Source organism: Actinosynnema sp. NPDC020468, from assembly GCF_040642015.1.
Classification (GTDB): domain Bacteria; phylum Actinomycetota; class Actinomycetes; order Mycobacteriales; family Pseudonocardiaceae; genus Actinosynnema.
The window spans coordinates 1-15,207 of record NZ_JBFAEO010000052.1 but is presented as its reverse complement, the minus strand read 5'-3'; the positions used below and the strand labels follow the sequence as shown (position 1 = coordinate 15,207).

The window sequence follows — 15,207 nt, the reverse complement described above, 5'->3', positions numbered from 1 at the left end:
CATGACCGACGAGATCCCGGTGCTGTCACTGGAGATCGTCCGCACCCCCAACGAGGAGCAGGTCACCACCGTCGTCGAGGACCTGGTCCGGGACGGGGTGCCGAGCAAGCTCGCCGCCGGCGACCACACGCTGTGGGGTCCCGACGCGGACGCCGAGGCGTCCGTCCGGTTGGCGTGGACGACGTTGCACGAGACGTCCCGCCCGCTGGTGCCCGAGATCGAGGCGCTGCGCGCCGAACTGCTGGCCGAGGGCGTCGACCGGGTCGTCCTCGCGGGCATGGGCGGCTCGTCGCTCGCGCCCGAGGTCGTCACCGGCACCGCGGGCGTCCCGCTCGTGGTGCTCGACACCACCGACCCGGGCCAGGTGGCCGACGCGCTCGCGGGCGACCTGGAGCGCACCGTCCTGGTGGTGTCGTCCAAGTCCGGCGGCACGGTGGAGACCGACAGCCACCGCCGGATCTTCGAGAAGGCGTTCGCCGCGGCCGGTGTGGACGCGGCGTCCCGGATCGTCGTGGTCACCGACCCCGGCTCGCCGCTGGAGTCGCTGGCCCGGGAAGCCGGGTACCGCAAGGTGTTCCTGGCCGACCCGCACGTGGGCGGCCGGTACTCGGCGCTCACCGCGTTCGGCCTCGTGCCCTCGGGTCTGGCGGGTGCCGACATCGGCGCGCTGCTGGACGACGCGGCGGCCATCGCGCCCCGGCTGGCGGAGGACTCGGCCGACAACCCCGCCGTGAAGCTGGCGGCCACGGTGATCGTGGCCCACGCGCACGGCGCGGAGAAGGTCGTGTTCGCCGACACGGGCTCGGGCATCGCCGGTTTCGGCGACTGGGCCGAGCAGCTGATCGCCGAGTCCACCGGCAAGAACGGCACCGGTCTGCTGCCCGTCGTGGTCGAGGGTCCGGGCGCGCCCGGGTTCGTGGACGCGGGCTCGGACGCCACGACCGTCGCGATCGGACCGGCCACCGGCTCCTCGTCGGTGGCGGTCGAGGGTCGGCTGGGCGCGCAGTTCCTGCTGTGGGAGTACGCGACCGCCCTCGCGGGCCGCGGCCTCGGCATCAACCCGTTCGACCAGCCCGACGTGGAGGCGGCGAAGAAGGCGGCCAGGTCGCTGCTGGACTCCCCCGCCGCGTCGAGCGCGGTGCCCGCGTTCGTGGACGGCCCGATCGAGGCCTACCCGAGCGAGGGCTGGCTGCCCGCGGACGTGAAGACGGTCGCGGAGGCGCTGAAGGCGCTCGTGGCGGCCGTGCCGGCGCACGGGTACCTGTCCGTGCAGGCGTACCTGGACCGGCTGGACGACGCGTCGTTCGCGCTCGTCCGCGCCGAGGTGGCGCAGCGGTCGCACCTCCAGACCACCTTCGGGTGGGGCCCCCGGTTCCTGCACTCGACGGGCCAGTACCACAAGGGCGGCCACCAGAACGGCGGCTTCCTCCAGCTCACCGGCGCGTCGGAGACGCACCTCGACGTGCCGGACCGGCCCTACGACCTGGGCACGCTCCAGTTGGCGCAGGCGCTGGGCGACGGCCAGGTGCTCGCCGGGCACGGTCGTCCCGTGCTGCGGCTGCACCTGACGGACCGGGTGGCCGGGCTCGCGCAGCTGGTCGAGGCGATCCAGGAGGACGGCTCGTGACCGCGCCTTCCAAGCAGCGCAACCCGTTGCGCGACCCGAGGGACAAGCGCCTGCCGCGGATCGCCGGCCCCAGCGGCCTGGTGATCTTCGGCGTGACGGGCGACCTGTCCCGCAAGAAGCTGATGCCCGCGATCTACGACCTGGCCAACCGCGGCCTGCTGCCGCCCGGTTTCGCGCTCGTCGGGTTCGCCCGCCGGGACTGGGCGGACCAGGACTTCATGCAGGTCGTGCACGACGCGGTGAAGGAACACGCGCGGACGCCGTTCCGGCAGACCGTGTGGGACCAGCTCGCCGAGGGCATCCGGTTCGTCCAGGGCACGTTCGACGACGACTCGGCGTTCGACTCGCTCGCCGCGACGATCGCCGACCTGGACCGCGACCGCGGCACCGGCGGCAACCACGCGTTCTACCTGTCCGTGCCGCCGAGCGCGTTCACCACGGTGGTGAACCAGCTCAAGCGGGCCGGGCTCGCGTCGGGCGAGAACCCGTCGCAGTGGCGCCGCGTGGTGATCGAGAAGCCGTTCGGGCACGACCTGGCCAGCGCCAAGCAGCTGAACAAGACGGTCAACGCCGTGTTCCCCGAGGAGTCGGTGTTCCGCATCGACCACTACCTCGGCAAGGAGACGGTGCAGAACATCCTGGCGCTGCGGTTCGCGAACCAGCTCTACGAGCCCATCTGGAACGCGAACTACGTGGACCACGTGCAGATCACCATGGCCGAGGACATCGGTCTCGGCGGTCGCGCGGGCTACTACGACGGCATCGGCGCGGCCCGGGACGTGATCCAGAACCACCTGCTCCAACTCCTCGCGCTGATCGCGATGGAGGAGCCGGTGTCGTTCAAGCCGAGCGACCTGCGCACCGAGAAGGTGAAGGTGCTCTCGGCGACCCGCCCGGCGCTGCCGCTCGCGGAGACGACCGCGCGCGGCCAGTACACCGGCGGGTGGCAGGGCGGCCAGAAGGTGCCCGGTCTGCTGGAGGAGGGCGGGTTCTCGAAGGACTCGACCACCGAGACCTACGCCGCGATCACCGCCGAGGTGAACACCCGCCGCTGGGCGGGCGTGCCGTTCTACCTGCGCACCGGCAAGCGGCTGGGCCGTCGGGTGACGGAGGTGGCCGTGGTGTTCAAGCGCGCGCCGCACCTGCCGTTCGACGACACGGCCACCGAGGAGCTGGGGCAGAACGCCCTGGTGGTGCGGGTGCAGCCGGACGAGGGCGTCACCATCCGGTTCGGCTCGAAGGTGCCGGGCAACACGATGGAGGTCCGCGACGTCACGATGGACTTCGGCTACGGCCACGCGTTCACCGAGTCGTCGCCCGAGGCCTACGAGCGGCTGCTGCTCGACGTGCTGCTGGGCGAGCCGTCGCTGTTCCCGAAGAACGACGAGGTCGAGCTGTCCTGGGAGATCCTCGACCCGGTGCTGCGGCACTGGGCGGGCGCGGGCGCTCCGGAGAAGTACAAGGCGGGCACCTGGGGTCCGGCGTCCGCCGACGCGATGATGGCCCGCACCGGCAGGCACTGGAGGCGTCCGTGATCATCGACCTGCCCTCGACCACCACCTCGCAGGTCAACAGCAAACTCGTGCACCTGCGCGAGGAGGGTGGCGCGGTCACCCTCGGCCGGGTGCTGACGCTGGTCATCGTGACCGACGACGGCGCCAAGACCGAGGGCGCGGTGGACGCCGCGAACGACGCGAGCCGCGAGCACCCGTGCCGGGTCATCGTGGTCGCCCGGGGCGCGCGCAAGGCCGCGCCCCGGCTGGACGCGCAGATCCGGGTCGGCGGCGACGCCGGCGCGTCCGAGGTGATCGTGCTGCGGCTGTACGGCGAGCTGGCCAACGAGGGCGCCTCGTGCGTGGTGCCGCTGCTGCTGCCGGACACCCCGGTCGTGGCGTGGTGGCCTAACGAGGCGCCGCCGGTTCCCGCGAAGGACCCGATCGGCGCGCTCGCGCAGCGCCGGATCACCGACGCGGCGGCCGAGAAGAACCCGATCAAGGCGCTGGAGCAGCGCAAGGCGTCGTACACGCCGGGCGACACGGACCTGGCGTGGACCCGGTTGACGCTGTGGCGGGCCATGCTCGCCTCGGCGTTCGACCTGCCGCCGTTCGAGAAGGTCACCGACGCCGAGGTGAGCGGCGAGAGCGACTCGCCGTCGACGGACCTGCTGGCCGCGTGGCTGGCGGGCGCGTTGAAGGTGCCGGTGAAGCGGTCCCGCGCCACGCAGGGCGAGGGCATCGTGAACGTGCGGCTGGAACGCCGTTCGGGCGCGGTCGAGCTGAACCGGCCGGACGGCAAGATCGGCTCGCTGCTCCAGCCGGGCCAGCCCGAGCGCCGGTTCGCGCTGCACCGGCGCGAGCTGCGGGACTGCCTGTCGGAGGAGTTGCGCCGACTGGACCCGGACGAGGTGTACGAGGTCGCGCTGAAGTCGCTGGGCAAGGTCGTGCGCGGTCGCGGCACGCCGGCGAAGACGGTGGCGGCGCGCAAGCCCGCCGAGTCCGCGTCGGACAAGGTCGTGGCCGACAAGGCCGCGGACAAGCCGGCCGAGAAGCCGGCCGCCAAGGCCGCGAAGCCCAGGGCCGCCAAGGCGAAGGCGTCGTCGTGACCGACGTGCTGGTGCACCGGGACGGCGACGTGCTGGCCGCCGCCACGGCCGCGAGGCTGGTGACGGCCCTGGTGGACGCGCAGGCGGCCCGCGGTCGGGCGTCGCTGGTGCTGACCGGCGGCCGGTCGGGCAACGCGGTGCTCACGCACCTGCGGCACTCGCCAGCGTTGCCCGCGGTCGACTGGTCCGAGGTGGACCTGTACTGGGGCGACGAGCGGTTCCTGCCGTCCGGTCACCCCGACCGCAACGAAACCCAGGCGCGCGAGGCGTTCCTGGACCACGTCGCGGTGCCGGCCGCGCGCGTGCACGTCGTGGAACCGTCCGACGGCCGCTTCGGCGACGACCCGGACGCGGCGGCGCGCGCGTACGCGGAACTCCTGCCGGAGACGTTCGACGTGCTCCTGCTGGGCGTCGGCGAGGAGGGCCACACCGCGTCGGTGTTCCCCGACTCCCCCGCCGTGCACGAGCACGACCTGACGGTGGTCGCGGTCCGCGACTGCCCGAAGCCGCCGCCCACCCGGGTGAGCCTGACCCTGCCGACCATCCGCACCGCGCGCGAGGTGTGGCTGGTGACGACGGGAGCGGCGAAGGCGGAGCCCGTGGCACGGGCGTTGGCGGGCGCGTCCGAGGTGGACGTGCCGGCGGCGGGCGCGCGGGGCTTCGAGCGCACCCTGTGGATCCTCGACACCGAGGCGGCGGCGCAACTGCCGTAGCGGGTCACTGTGAAGGGGCCGGGGCCGACGCGACGTCGACCCCGGCCCCTTCGCTGTGGGAGGGTGCGGCCGTGGACCTGGCGGCGGAGCGGCTGTACCGGGCGTTCCGGCGGTACCGGAAACCCCGGAGCCTCGGCCTGTGCACGCCGCACTGCGTGCCGGCGCGCCTGGTGGCGTCGCTGCTCCGCGTGGACCGGCGGGAACTGGGCGCCGAGGACTTCGCCGCGTACGTCGGCGAGGTGGCCTACGCGGGCGACGACGAGTTCGGCTACTTCCTGCCGCGCCTGCTGGAGCTGCACCCGTGGGACGGGCTCGGGAAAGCCTCCGGGGTTCTGCTGCGGGTCGGGACCCACCCGTGGTCGCCGACCGAGTCCGCCGCGCTCGACGGGTTCCACCTGGACCGCTGGCGACGGGTGCTCGCCGACCCCGGCGCCGACGCGGTCGCGTTCCTCGCCGACGCGCGCGTCGCCCGCCCGACGGCGGCGCCGTTCCTCCGGGCGTGGGAAGAGGACACCTCGGACACCGCGATCGGGCACCTGGCGGAGTTCGTGGAGCGGCACCCGTTCGGCGTGTACGAGTTCGAGGACGGCTGGGACCACGAGGTGTCGGCGTGGCTCCCGGGGTACCCGGTGGAGGTCTTCACCGGTCGGGACGACCACCCGGAAGCGCAGGACATCACCCTGTCCTGGTGACGGCCGGCGTTCGCGGTCGCAACTTTGTGGTGGTGTCCGCGTCCCGTTCGGGTAACCGGGTCGTCTCGTTGGGTGAGGGTCGACGACGCGAGGCGGAAGGACGGTCATGCCAAGCGTGACGACGGCGCAGTACGGTGACAGGCGGCGGATGGCTGATGCGGGAGGTCGGACCCTGACCGGCGACGCTGTCGAAAGGCTGCCGAGCGGTGGGGTCAACGGCGTCCCGACCGAACGGGTGCCGGGTGCTGCCCAAAACCCCGCCGCCCGGACCCCGGCGGGCGGCTCCGCCGGCCGGTCGGCGCGGAGCCTGAGAGCCGGCTTCGCCCGTCACCGGCAGCTGTTCTACGACGTCGGCGCGGTCGCGATCGCGGCGCTCGACGTGTGGCTGCGGGTCGTGCCCGACGCGAAGCTCTACCAGTGGGTGCTGTCCCTGGTCGCGGTCGCCGCGGTGGCGTTCCGGCGCAAGTACCCGTTCCTGGTCGTGCTGATCACCGTGCCCGGCTTCCTCACCGGCTGGTCCCAGCTGGCCGCCATGATCGCGCTGGGCACCCTCGCCCGCCGCCGGCTGCTCGCCGCCGAAACCCTGGTGGGCGCCGCGCTGGTGTGGCTGTGCCGGTTCTTCATCTGGCCGGTGGACGAGTTCCTCGCCCAGCAGTGGAAAACCCACATCCACGACGCCATCTACGGGTGCATCGTCGCCGGCATGCCCATCGCCATCGGGCTCCTCGCGCACGCCCGCGAGGAGCTGTCCGCGCGGATCGCCGAACTGGCCGCCAGCCGGGAGCGCGAGCGCCTGCTGCACGCGCACGCCGTGCGGGCCGACGAACGCGCCCGGCTCGCCCGCGAGATGCACGACGTGGTGTCGCACCAGGTCAGCCTGATCGCGATGCAGGCGGGCGCGCTGCGGATGGCGGCGGCCGACCCGAACGCGAAGCGGGTCGCGGGCACCATCCGCACGCTGAGCACCCGCACGTTGGACGAGCTGCGCCAACTGGTCAGCGTGCTGCGGACCACCAACGGCGACGACTCGCCGCAACCCCGGGTGGACGACCTGCCGCAACTGGTCGCGACCGCCGGGTTCCCGGTGTCGCTGGCCGTCGGCGTGGTCGACCTGCCCGCGTCGATCTCCGGCGCCGCCTACCGGACCGTGCAGGAAGCGCTCACCAACGTGCGCAAGCACGCCGACGGCGCGCCCACGTCCGTGCTGGTGGCCGTGGAGGGCGACCGGCTCGAGGTCGAGGTGCGCAACGAGCCGCCCGGCACGCCGCGCGACTGCCACGGCCTGCCCAGCGGCGGCCACGGGCTCGTGGGCCTGCGGGAACGCGCGGGTCTGCTCGGCGGCAAGTTCGAGGCGGGACCCACCGACGACGGCGGGTTCGCCGTCCGCGTCACGTTCCCGCTGCCGCGCTCGCTCGACTAGCCGCGGCACGCCGCGTCGCCACGGCCGTGCAGACGGCCGCCGAGGCGCCCAGCACCCCGCACGCCACGGCCGGCCACAAACCGGGCGCGACGCGCAGCAGCACCGACGGCAGCACCAGCACCGCCACGCCGAGCCCGAACCCCAGCGGCGCGGACGCCACCACCGCCGCCGTGCCCGACTGCCTCCGGCGCAGCGAGCGCAGCAGCGACTCCAGGTAGGCGAAGGTGAACAGCAGCAGCACGCCGCTGCCCACGCCCATGATGCTGATCATGGGGTTCTGCGGCGGCTGCAACGAGTACTCGGTGACACCGGTGTTGGTGGTCACGGCCGCGTCCACCGCGCCGCCGACCACCCACCGCGCCGCGCCGGGCAGCTCGAACGTCGCCCGGCCGTCGGCCACCACACCGGCCGTGCGCGCCACCGAGAACCCGGCCGCCCAGATGTCGAACTCGGCGGAGGTGACCCCGTCCGCGACCGGCACCACGACGGGCTTGCTCAGGTCCACCGCCAGCACCGGCACGTCGGAGGCGGGCAGGCTGAACGGCAGCGCCACCATGACCGCGGCCAGCAGCGCGGCCGCCAACCCGAACCACCGCGCGGGCCTGGGCTCCTGCCCGTCGATCAGGTCGCGCGCGGGCACCAGCGTCTGCTGACCCAGCCGCACCGGCGGCGTCGCCTCGACCATCGTGCCGCGCACCGGGATGTTCAGCGTCTCGCGCGGGATCACCGACCCGGTCGCCGGCCGCGAACTCGCCGCCGCCACCTGCGGCGACAGGTGCACCGGCGTGCCGACGCGCATCAGCCAGTCGGCGCCGAACACCTCGGCCGCGGCGCCCGCCAGGTCGATCGCGAACGTCTCCGCGTTGCGGTAGCGGCGCACCGGCTCCCGCTCCACACCCCGCATCACCACGCGCGCCAGCGGCGCCGGCACGTCGGTCAACGGCCGCGGCTCCTGGTGCACGTGCCGCTGGATCATCGCGAGCGGCCCGCCGCCGCTGTCGAACGGCAACCGCCCGCTGAGCAGCTCGTAGAGCACCGTCGCCGCGCCGTACACGTCGGCCGCCGGGCTCAGCGGGTTGCCCAGCGCCTGCTCGGGCGAGAGGTACGCGGGCGTGCCGAGCACCTGGCCGCCGTGCGTCATCAGCGTCGCGCCCTCGCTGACCACCTGGGAAATGCCGAAGTCCGCGACCTTGAGCACCCCGCCCGCGGTGAACAGCAGGTTCTTCGGCTTCACGTCCAGGTGCAGCACCCCGGCGCCGTGCGCGGCGTGCAGACCGGACAGCATCGCCAACCCCAGCGCGCACGTCTGCGCGGGCGTGAACCCGACCTCGGTGAACCGCGACCAGACCGTGCCGCCGTCCAGCTTCTCCATCACCAGCAGGTGCTCGCCGTTGTTCTGCACGTAGTCGTACACCGGCACGATGTGCGGGTGGTCGAGCCGGGCGAGCAACCGCGCCTCGTGCTCGAACCGCTCGCTCATCCGCCGGTCCTCGGCGAGGATCCCGGGCAACCGCTTGATCGCCACCGGCCGGCCGAGCGGCCGGTGCACCGCCGAGTACACGACGCCCATCCCGCCGTGCCCGATCTGCGCGCCGAGGTCGTACTGCGGGAGCGCGGCGACCACGCTCGGCGACGGCGCCTTCACGCCGCACCACCGGGCGGCAGCGGTCGCGTCAACCGCTGCGTCGCCTCGGGATCGACCGGTGCCGCCGGCGCCGGGTGCGGCGTCAGGTACCCGAGCAGCAACGCGGCCGCCGCGGCGACCACGATGAACGGGATCTCCGCGGCCGGTGACGGCGCCATCACCCCGAGCACCGACAACGAGATCACCGCCACCAACCCGGTCCCGATGCCGGCCGGCAGGAACTGCATCGCCCGCTGCCACCGGTTCGCGGGCAACCGCCGCCGTGCCAACGCGAACAACGCGCCCGCCCACGCCAACGCGGTCAGCAGCAGCACGGCCAACCCGAAGATCCCGTAGACCGACCACACCGACCCGCGCACGTCACCGGTCGTCTCGACACCCGCGATCACGTCCCGCGAGGCGTCCAACACGGCCAACTCGGTGGGCAGCAACCCGGTCGCCTGACTGCCGAGCTGGTCGAGGTCCAGCACGAACCCCCGAGTCACGCTCTCCCCGCCGGGCACGTCGAACGGCAACGTCGTGTCGTAGGAGAAGAACGTGAGGGCGAGCGCGGTACCCGACAACCGCACGGTTTTGACGTGCAGCACCCGGTCCGTTCCGTTGTGGATCGTGAGCGAGATCCGCGCGCTCCCGGAAGGATCGAGCAGCAACTCGTCGCCCGTCACCGGCTTGCCGTCCACAGTGGCGTTGATCGACACCCCGCCCACCGCGGCGACGGCCGGGGAGACCCCGAGCAACATCCCGCAAAGAAGCAGTAAACCGACCCCGCTCATAATGCGTCTCACAGGGACACCTCGAAGTTCAAGGACGCGGACGAGTCCGGGAGTCGGTATGCGATCGGCAGGAACACTAGCTCTACTCGGTGCCGTCGCCTACGGCGTTACCACCCTTGTGACCAGTCCCGCGTCGGCCCAGGTCCCCCCGACCGTCGCCGTGAAGCCCGCGAGCGGCCAGGCGGGCACCCCGATCACGATCTCGTGGTCCGGCTTCCCCACCGTCTGCTCCCGAGGCGTCACCGCCTACTACTTCGACAGCGGCCCGGTCGCCTCGGGCCTGGGCGCACCCAGCGGAGCCATCGGCGCCACCGTCCCCGGCAACGCCACCCTGGGAACCCACACGATCCTGGCGTCCAACTCGACCTGCAAAACCGAAGCCAGAACAACGTTCGTCGTCATCCCGTTCCCCACCACGACCACCACACCCCCACCCCCGACCACCACGACGACCCAACCCCCACCCCCCACCACGACCACCACCGCCCCGACCACGACGACAACGGCCACCACGACGACAACGACGGCCACCACCACCACGACAACGCCCACGACCACCACACCGTCGACCTCGGGCAGCCAACCCCCGACCACCACGTTCCACACCGACGGCGCCCTGACCCTGGACAAGGACAACATCCAGCCGGGCGACCCCTTGACCGCGACGGGAACAGGCTGCCCCCCAGGCTCCTTCGTCCGCCTGACCTCCCAGGACGAAAGCGTGGGCAACACGAAGGCCGACCCCACCGGCCGCTTCAGCGCGAGAGTCGAATTCACCACGATCGACCCGGGCCGCCACCTGATCAAGGCGGACTGCGGCATCGTCCTGGTCGGCACCGTCGACGTGGCCCTGACCAGCTCGACCGGCGGCACAACCTCGACCTTGGTGGTCCTGGTCTTCTTCATCCTGGTGGGCACCACCCTCCTACGCCGCCAACTGACGGCAGTACGAGCAACCCCCTGACCACCACGCGCACAGCACACAGCACACAGCGCGCAGCGCACAGGGATCACCCAGGCGCGTTCTCCCCGTATGGCCTGGGCGCAGCCCAACCACATGTGGCCAGGGGGCGCCGAAAACCCAGGACCGCCACCCGAACTCGAAAGCCGGCGCCCCCTGGTCACATGTGGTTGCCTCCGGCAGGCCATACGGGGAGAACGCGCAACGCCCTACCTCCCCGGAGGCGCTGCCCGTCCGGCGAGGACGCCCTAAACACACCCAACGACACACCCCGCCATGCCGCCCTACAAGACACACCGCGCAGCCCAGCTCAACCCTTCAAGACGCACCCCGCCATGCCGCCCCACAAGACACACCCCGCAGCCCAGCTCAACCCTTCAAGACGCCCCCCACCGCCACAGCTCCACCCCTCAAGACACACCCGCCACCACAGCTCCACCCCTCAACACACCCGCAGCCCAGGCCCCCTCAAGACACACCCCAGGCACCCCAGGCCCCAAGCCACACGGCCCCAAGCCACACCCGCGAACAGCAAACGGCCCCCGAGGAACCCCCGGGGGCCGTCCTTGAAAACCGCCCAAACCTAAGGCAGTTCCCGCTGCCTGCGCAGCTTGGTGAGCGCCTCTTCGAGGATCGCCTCGCCGTCAGCGTCGGAGCGCCGCTCCTTCACGTAGGCCAAGTGCGTCTTGTAGGGCTCATTCCGCGGAGGAGCAGGCGGTGCCTGCTCGTCCCTGCCCGCCGGCAGGCCACAACGCGGACAGTCCCAGTTGTCCGGGATCTCCGCCTCCACCGCGAACGACGGACGCGACTCGTGTCCGTTGGCACACCAGTACGACACCCGACGTCGGGGCGCGGACTCGCCGCGCTCCGATTCGCCCATCGGGCCTGCGCCGACGCGGGTACCGCGAATCGCGTTACCACCAGCCATCGACCCTCACACCCCCACCACGTGGATTCCCTGTGCTACCTGTTCAGAGCTTGAGCATCAGCCCGATGCCGACGATGGAGATGATCCAGACCGCGCCGACGAACAGCGTCAGCCGGTCGAGGTTCTTCTCCACGACACTGGAACCGGACAGGCTCGACTGCATACCGCCGCCGAACAGCGAGGACAGACCGCCACCTCGACCGCGGTGCAGCAGCACCAGCAGGATCAGCAGCAAGCTGGAGACGATCAACAGGATCTGCAGGAAAAGGATCATTTCTTTCCTCGCTGTCAGGCAGGTGACGCCACAGAGTACCCGGTCGACTGCCGACCGTGGACCACCGCGGTGGTAGGGATGTGTCGACAGGTCAGGGTAGTGGTCCGCCCGCGGCGAGCGCGCACAGCTTCGAGAACTCGTCCGCGTCCAGGCTCGCGCCGCCCACCAGGGCGCCGTCGACGTCCTTCTGCGCGATGAGCTCGCCGATGTTGCCGGACTTCACCGAACCGCCGTAGAGCACCCGGACGACCGAGGCGACTTCCTCGCCGTGCAGCTCGGCCAACTTCGCCCGCAGCGCGGCGCACACCTCCTGCGCGTCCGCCGACGAGGCGACCTTGCCGGTGCCGATGGCCCACACGGGCTCGTAGGCCACGACGACCTTGCCGACCTGCTCGGCGGTGAGCCCCTCCAGGCCCGCCACCAGCTGGTTCGTGGTGTGCTCGACGTGGTTTCCGGCTTCGCGGACGTCGAGCTGCTCGCCGAGGCAGAAGATCGGGGTCACGCCGTGCTTCAGCGCCGCCTTGACCTTCGCGTTGACGGTCGCGTCGTCCTCGTGGTGGTACTCGCGGCGCTCGGAGTGGCCCACGGTGACGTAGGAGCAGCCGAGCTTCGCGAGCATCGGGCCCGAGGTGTCACCGGTGTAGGCGCCCGAGTCGTGCGGCGACAGGTCCTGCGCGCCGTACTTGAGCAGCAGCTTGTCGCCGTCGACGAGGGTCTGGATCGACCGGATGTCGACGAACGGCGGCAGCACCGCCACCTCGACCTTCGCGAAGTACTTCTCCGGGAGGGAGAAGGCGATCTTCTGCACCAGGGCGATGGCCTCGAGGTGGTTGAGGTTCATCTTCCAGTTGCCCGCGATGAGCGGGGTGCGCTGGGCCATCACGCCTCCAACACGGATACGCCGGGGAGTTCCTTGCCCTCGAGGTACTCGAGGGAGGCGCCTCCACCGGTGGAGATGTGCGAGAACCCGTCCTCCGGCAGGCCGAGGGCGCGCACGGCCGCGGCCGAGTCACCGCCGCCGACCACCGTGAACGCGTCGCTCGCGACGAGGGCCTGCGCCACGGCGCGGGTGCCGCCGGCGAAGGCGTCGAACTCGAACACGCCCATCGGGCCGTTCCAGAACACGGTCTTCGCGTCGGCCAGCTTGCTCGCGAACAGCTCCTGCGTCGCCGGGCCGATGTCGAGACCCTGCCGGTCGGCGGGGATCGCGTCCGCCGCGACGACCTCGAACTCGGCGTCGGCCGCGAACTTCGTCGCCGCCAGCACGTCGACCGGGAGCACCAGCTCCACGCCGCGCTTCTCCGCCTCCGCGAGGAAGCCCGTGACCTGCTCGAGCTGGTCGGCCTGGAGCAGCGAGCCGCCGACCTCGTGGCCCTGTGCCTTGAGGAAGGTGTAGGCCATGCCGCCGCCGATGAGCAGCCGGTCGACCTTGGTCAGCAGGTTCGCGATGACGCCGAGCTTGTCGGAGACCTTCGCGCCGCCGAGGACGACCACGTAGGGCCGCTTCAGGTCGTCGGTGAGCTTGCGCAGCACCTCGACCTCGGCGAGCACCAGGCCGCCCGCGTAGTGCGGGAGCTTGCGCGCCACGTCGTAGACCGACGCCTGCTTGCGGTGCACGACGCCGAAGCCGTCGGACACGAACGCGTCCGCCTTGGCCGCGAGCTCGTCGGCGAGGGCGGCGCGCTCGGCGTCGTCCTTGCTGGTCTCGCGGGCGTCGAAGCGGATGTTCTCCAGCAGCACCACGGTGCCGTCGCCGGCCGTCTCGGTGCCGAGCTCCACGGTCCGGCCGAGCAGCTCGCCGAGCCGCACGGCCACCGGGGCCAGGGAGAACGCGGGGTCGGGCTCGCCCTTGGGGCGGCCGAGGTGCGCGGCGACGAGGACGCGGGCGCCCGCGTCGACGAGCGCCTTGAGGGTCGGCACCGACGCGCGGACGCGGCCGTCGTCGGTGATCTTGTCGCCGTCGAGGGGAACGTTCAGGTCGGCGCGCACGAGGACGCGCCGACCCGAGACACCCTCGGCGAGCAGGTCGCTAAGAGTCTTCACAGCCTGTCTTTCCCTCTGGGGTCGGAGCACCGGCCGGGGTGGACCCGACCGGTGCCCGGCGACGATGGGTCAGAGCTTCGCGGCGATGAACGGCACGAGGTCCGCGAGGCGGCTCGAGTAGCCCCACTCGTTGTCGTACCAGCCCACGACCTTGACCTGGTTGCCGATGACCTTGGTCAGCGGCGCGTCGTAGATCGAGGACGCCGGGTCGGTCACGATGTCGCTCGACACGATCGGGTCGGTGTTGTAGCGGAGGATGCCCTTCAGCGGGCCCTCGGCGGCGGCCTTGAACGCCGCGTTGACCTCTTCCACGGTGGTGTCGCGGGAGACGGTCGCGGTCAGGTCGGTGACCGAGCCGGTGGGCACGGGCACGCGCAGCGAGTAGCCGTCCAGCTTGCCGTTCAGCTCGGGCAGCACGAGGCCGATGGCCTTCGCGGCACCGGTGCTGGTGGGCACGATGTTGACCGCGGCGGCCCGGGCGCGGCGCAGGTCCTTGTGCGGCGCGTCCTGGAGGTTCTGGTCCTGCGTGTACGCGTGGATCGTGGTCATCAGGCCGCGCTCGATCGTGAACGAGTCGTGCAGCACCTTGGCCAGCGGGGCCAGGCAGTTCGTGGTGCACGAAGCGTTGGAGATGATCGTCTGCGAGCCGTCGTACTCGTGGTCGTTGACGCCGAGCACGATGGTGAGGTCCTCGTTCTTGGCCGGGGCCGAGATGATGACCTTCTTCGCGCCGCCCTCGTCGACGTGCTTGCGCGCCACCTTGGCGTCGGTGAAGAAGCCGGTCGACTCCACCACGATGTCGACGCCGAGGTCCTTCCAGGGCAGGTTGCCCGGGTCGCGCTCGGCGAGCGCCTTGATGGTCTTGCCGTCGACCTGGATGCCGTCGTCGGTCACCTTCACGTCGGCCTTCAGCGGGCCGAGGATGGTGTCGTACTTCAGCAGGTGGGCCATCGTGTCGACGTCACCGAGGTCGTTGAAGGCCACGATCTCGATGTCGTGCCCGCTGGCCTGAACGGCGCGCCAGAAGTTGCGACCGATTCGGCCGAAACCATTGACACCTACGCGAACCGTCACGGTGAGTCTCCTCGATACTCGTCTGGCTGTGCGCCAGGGTGTGGACGGGCTGACATGGTCAGCCGCTTGCCAGCCTAGCCGCCGCGCTGCGGCCCTGGTCACGTGGACCACCAGCATCTCTTTATCGAGCAAGAAAATCCAGTCGTACGGTTCAGTAACTACGACTGTTCGTGTTCGGGGTGGGTGGGGTGGACCAGTGGTGGGTGGTGGTCCAATCCGGTTCCTGGGGTGGTCTTGTGGTTGGCGTGTTGGGGTGGTTGTCGGGGTGCGCGGTGGGGTGGGGTGGTGGGTGCCGTCTTGGGGTGTGTTTCTTGCGTGAAAAGCGAAAAGCGTCCTCGCCGGACGGGCAGCGCCTCCGGGGGTGAAGGGCGTCGTGTTCTCCCCGTATGGCCTGCCGGAGGCAACCACATGCGTCAAGGGGGCCGTTTCGTAGTTTGGCCGGCGGTAGCGCTGAA

Annotated in this window: 14 protein-coding genes; 7 read left to right on the top strand and 7 right to left on the bottom strand. The window is 71.5% G+C overall.

Features of this window, described 5'->3' with window-relative positions; all coding sequences use genetic code 11:
* Nucleotide 1 precedes the first annotated feature (1 nt).
* The 6 genes from AB0G50_RS29470 (at nt 2) to AB0G50_RS29445 (ending at nt 7,054) form a co-directional block, all read left to right on the top strand.
* On the top strand, nt 2-1,627 hold the full coding sequence (locus AB0G50_RS29470; RefSeq protein WP_360114853.1) for a glucose-6-phosphate isomerase: 1,626 nt from the start codon (nt 2-4) through the stop codon (nt 1,625-1,627).
* Complete coding sequence (gene zwf / locus AB0G50_RS29465) at nt 1,624-3,162, top strand: glucose-6-phosphate dehydrogenase (protein WP_360114851.1); 1,539 nt, start codon at nt 1,624-1,626, stop codon at nt 3,160-3,162. The genes AB0G50_RS29470 and zwf overlap by 4 nt, the downstream gene beginning before the upstream one ends.
* Nucleotides 3,159-4,229 (top strand): glucose-6-phosphate dehydrogenase assembly protein OpcA, encoded by a 1,071-nt coding sequence (opcA, locus tag AB0G50_RS29460; protein ID WP_360114848.1) that lies wholly within the window; start codon nt 3,159-3,161, stop codon nt 4,227-4,229. The genes zwf and opcA overlap by 4 nt, the downstream gene beginning before the upstream one ends.
* Complete coding sequence (gene pgl, locus AB0G50_RS29455) at nt 4,226-4,942, top strand: 6-phosphogluconolactonase (protein ID WP_360114845.1); 717 nt, start codon at nt 4,226-4,228, stop codon at nt 4,940-4,942. Before opcA ends, pgl begins: the two co-directional genes overlap by 4 nt.
* Before the next feature lie 71 nt (nt 4,943-5,013).
* Complete coding sequence (locus AB0G50_RS29450) at nt 5,014-5,634, top strand: hypothetical protein (RefSeq protein ID WP_360114843.1); 621 nt, start codon at nt 5,014-5,016, stop codon at nt 5,632-5,634.
* Nucleotides 5,635-5,782: 148 nt separating this feature from the next.
* The gene (locus AB0G50_RS29445; RefSeq protein ID WP_360114840.1) at nt 5,783-7,054 is read left to right on the top strand and encodes a histidine kinase; all 1,272 of its coding nucleotides are present in this window, start codon (nt 5,783-5,785) and stop codon (nt 7,052-7,054) included.
* On the opposite strand, the gene AB0G50_RS29440 is transcribed toward AB0G50_RS29445, so the two are convergent.
* Both AB0G50_RS29440 and AB0G50_RS29435 read right to left on the bottom strand, forming a co-directional pair.
* A complete protein-coding gene (locus tag AB0G50_RS29440) occupies nt 7,023-8,699 on the bottom strand; it encodes a serine/threonine-protein kinase (RefSeq protein ID WP_360114837.1) in 1,677 nt (558 codons plus the stop codon). The genes AB0G50_RS29445 and AB0G50_RS29440 overlap by 32 nt on opposite strands.
* Nucleotides 8,696-9,439: a hypothetical protein gene (locus tag AB0G50_RS29435; RefSeq protein WP_360114835.1), complete on the bottom strand. Its 744-nt coding sequence runs from the start codon at nt 9,437-9,439 to the stop codon at nt 8,696-8,698. Before AB0G50_RS29435 ends, AB0G50_RS29440 begins: the two co-directional genes overlap by 4 nt.
* A gap of 193 nt (nt 9,440-9,632) precedes the next feature.
* Here AB0G50_RS29435 and AB0G50_RS29430 point away from each other — a divergent pair, with 193 nt between their 5' ends.
* Nucleotides 9,633-10,436: a hypothetical protein gene (locus AB0G50_RS29430; RefSeq protein WP_360114832.1), complete on the top strand. Its 804-nt coding sequence runs from the start codon at nt 9,633-9,635 to the stop codon at nt 10,434-10,436.
* A 580-nt stretch (nt 10,437-11,016) separates the two neighbouring features.
* On the opposite strand, the gene AB0G50_RS29425 is transcribed toward AB0G50_RS29430, so the two are convergent.
* The 5 genes from AB0G50_RS29425 to gap all read right to left on the bottom strand — a co-directional run bounded on the left by AB0G50_RS29425 (nt 11,017) and on the right by gap (nt 14,752).
* A complete protein-coding gene (locus AB0G50_RS29425) occupies nt 11,017-11,361 on the bottom strand; it encodes an RNA polymerase-binding protein RbpA (protein ID WP_360114829.1) in 345 nt (114 codons plus the stop codon).
* Between the two features lie 43 nt (nt 11,362-11,404).
* Nucleotides 11,405-11,635, bottom strand: a complete 231-nt coding sequence (gene secG / locus AB0G50_RS29420) for a preprotein translocase subunit SecG (protein ID WP_360114826.1) — start codon at nt 11,633-11,635, stop codon at nt 11,405-11,407.
* A gap of 91 nt (nt 11,636-11,726) precedes the next feature.
* Complete coding sequence (tpiA, locus tag AB0G50_RS29415; RefSeq protein ID WP_360114823.1) at nt 11,727-12,515, bottom strand: triose-phosphate isomerase; 789 nt, start codon at nt 12,513-12,515, stop codon at nt 11,727-11,729.
* A complete protein-coding gene (locus tag AB0G50_RS29410; RefSeq protein WP_360114820.1) occupies nt 12,515-13,678 on the bottom strand; it encodes a phosphoglycerate kinase in 1,164 nt (387 codons plus the stop codon). The genes tpiA and AB0G50_RS29410 overlap by 1 nt, the downstream gene beginning before the upstream one ends.
* Nucleotides 13,679-13,747: 69 nt before the next feature.
* Nucleotides 13,748-14,752 carry a type I glyceraldehyde-3-phosphate dehydrogenase gene (gene gap / locus AB0G50_RS29405; protein ID WP_360114817.1) on the bottom strand — a complete coding sequence of 335 codons (1,005 nt, stop codon included), beginning with the start codon at nt 14,750-14,752 and terminating at the stop codon, nt 13,748-13,750.
* Nucleotides 14,753-15,207: the final 455 nt, after the last annotated feature.

Bases quoted from the DNA above. Each gene is read 5' to 3' on its own strand.
- AB0G50_RS29445 (WP_360114840.1), top strand. From the start codon at position 5,783: ATGGCTGATGCGGGAGGTCGGACCCTGACCGGCGACGCTGTCGAAAGG.
- AB0G50_RS29470 (WP_360114853.1), top strand. From the start codon at position 2: ATGACCGACGAGATCCCGGTGCTGTCACTGGAGATCGTCCGCACCCCC.
- tpiA (WP_360114823.1), bottom strand. From the start codon at position 12,515: ATGGCCCAGCGCACCCCGCTCATCGCGGGCAACTGGAAGATGAACCTC.
- secG (WP_360114826.1), bottom strand. From the start codon at position 11,635: ATGATCCTTTTCCTGCAGATCCTGTTGATCGTCTCCAGCTTGCTGCTG.
- AB0G50_RS29425 (WP_360114829.1), bottom strand. From the start codon at position 11,361: ATGGCTGGTGGTAACGCGATTCGCGGTACCCGCGTCGGCGCAGGCCCG.
- AB0G50_RS29435 (WP_360114835.1), bottom strand. From the start codon at position 9,439: ATGTTGCTCGGGGTCTCCCCGGCCGTCGCCGCGGTGGGCGGGGTGTCG.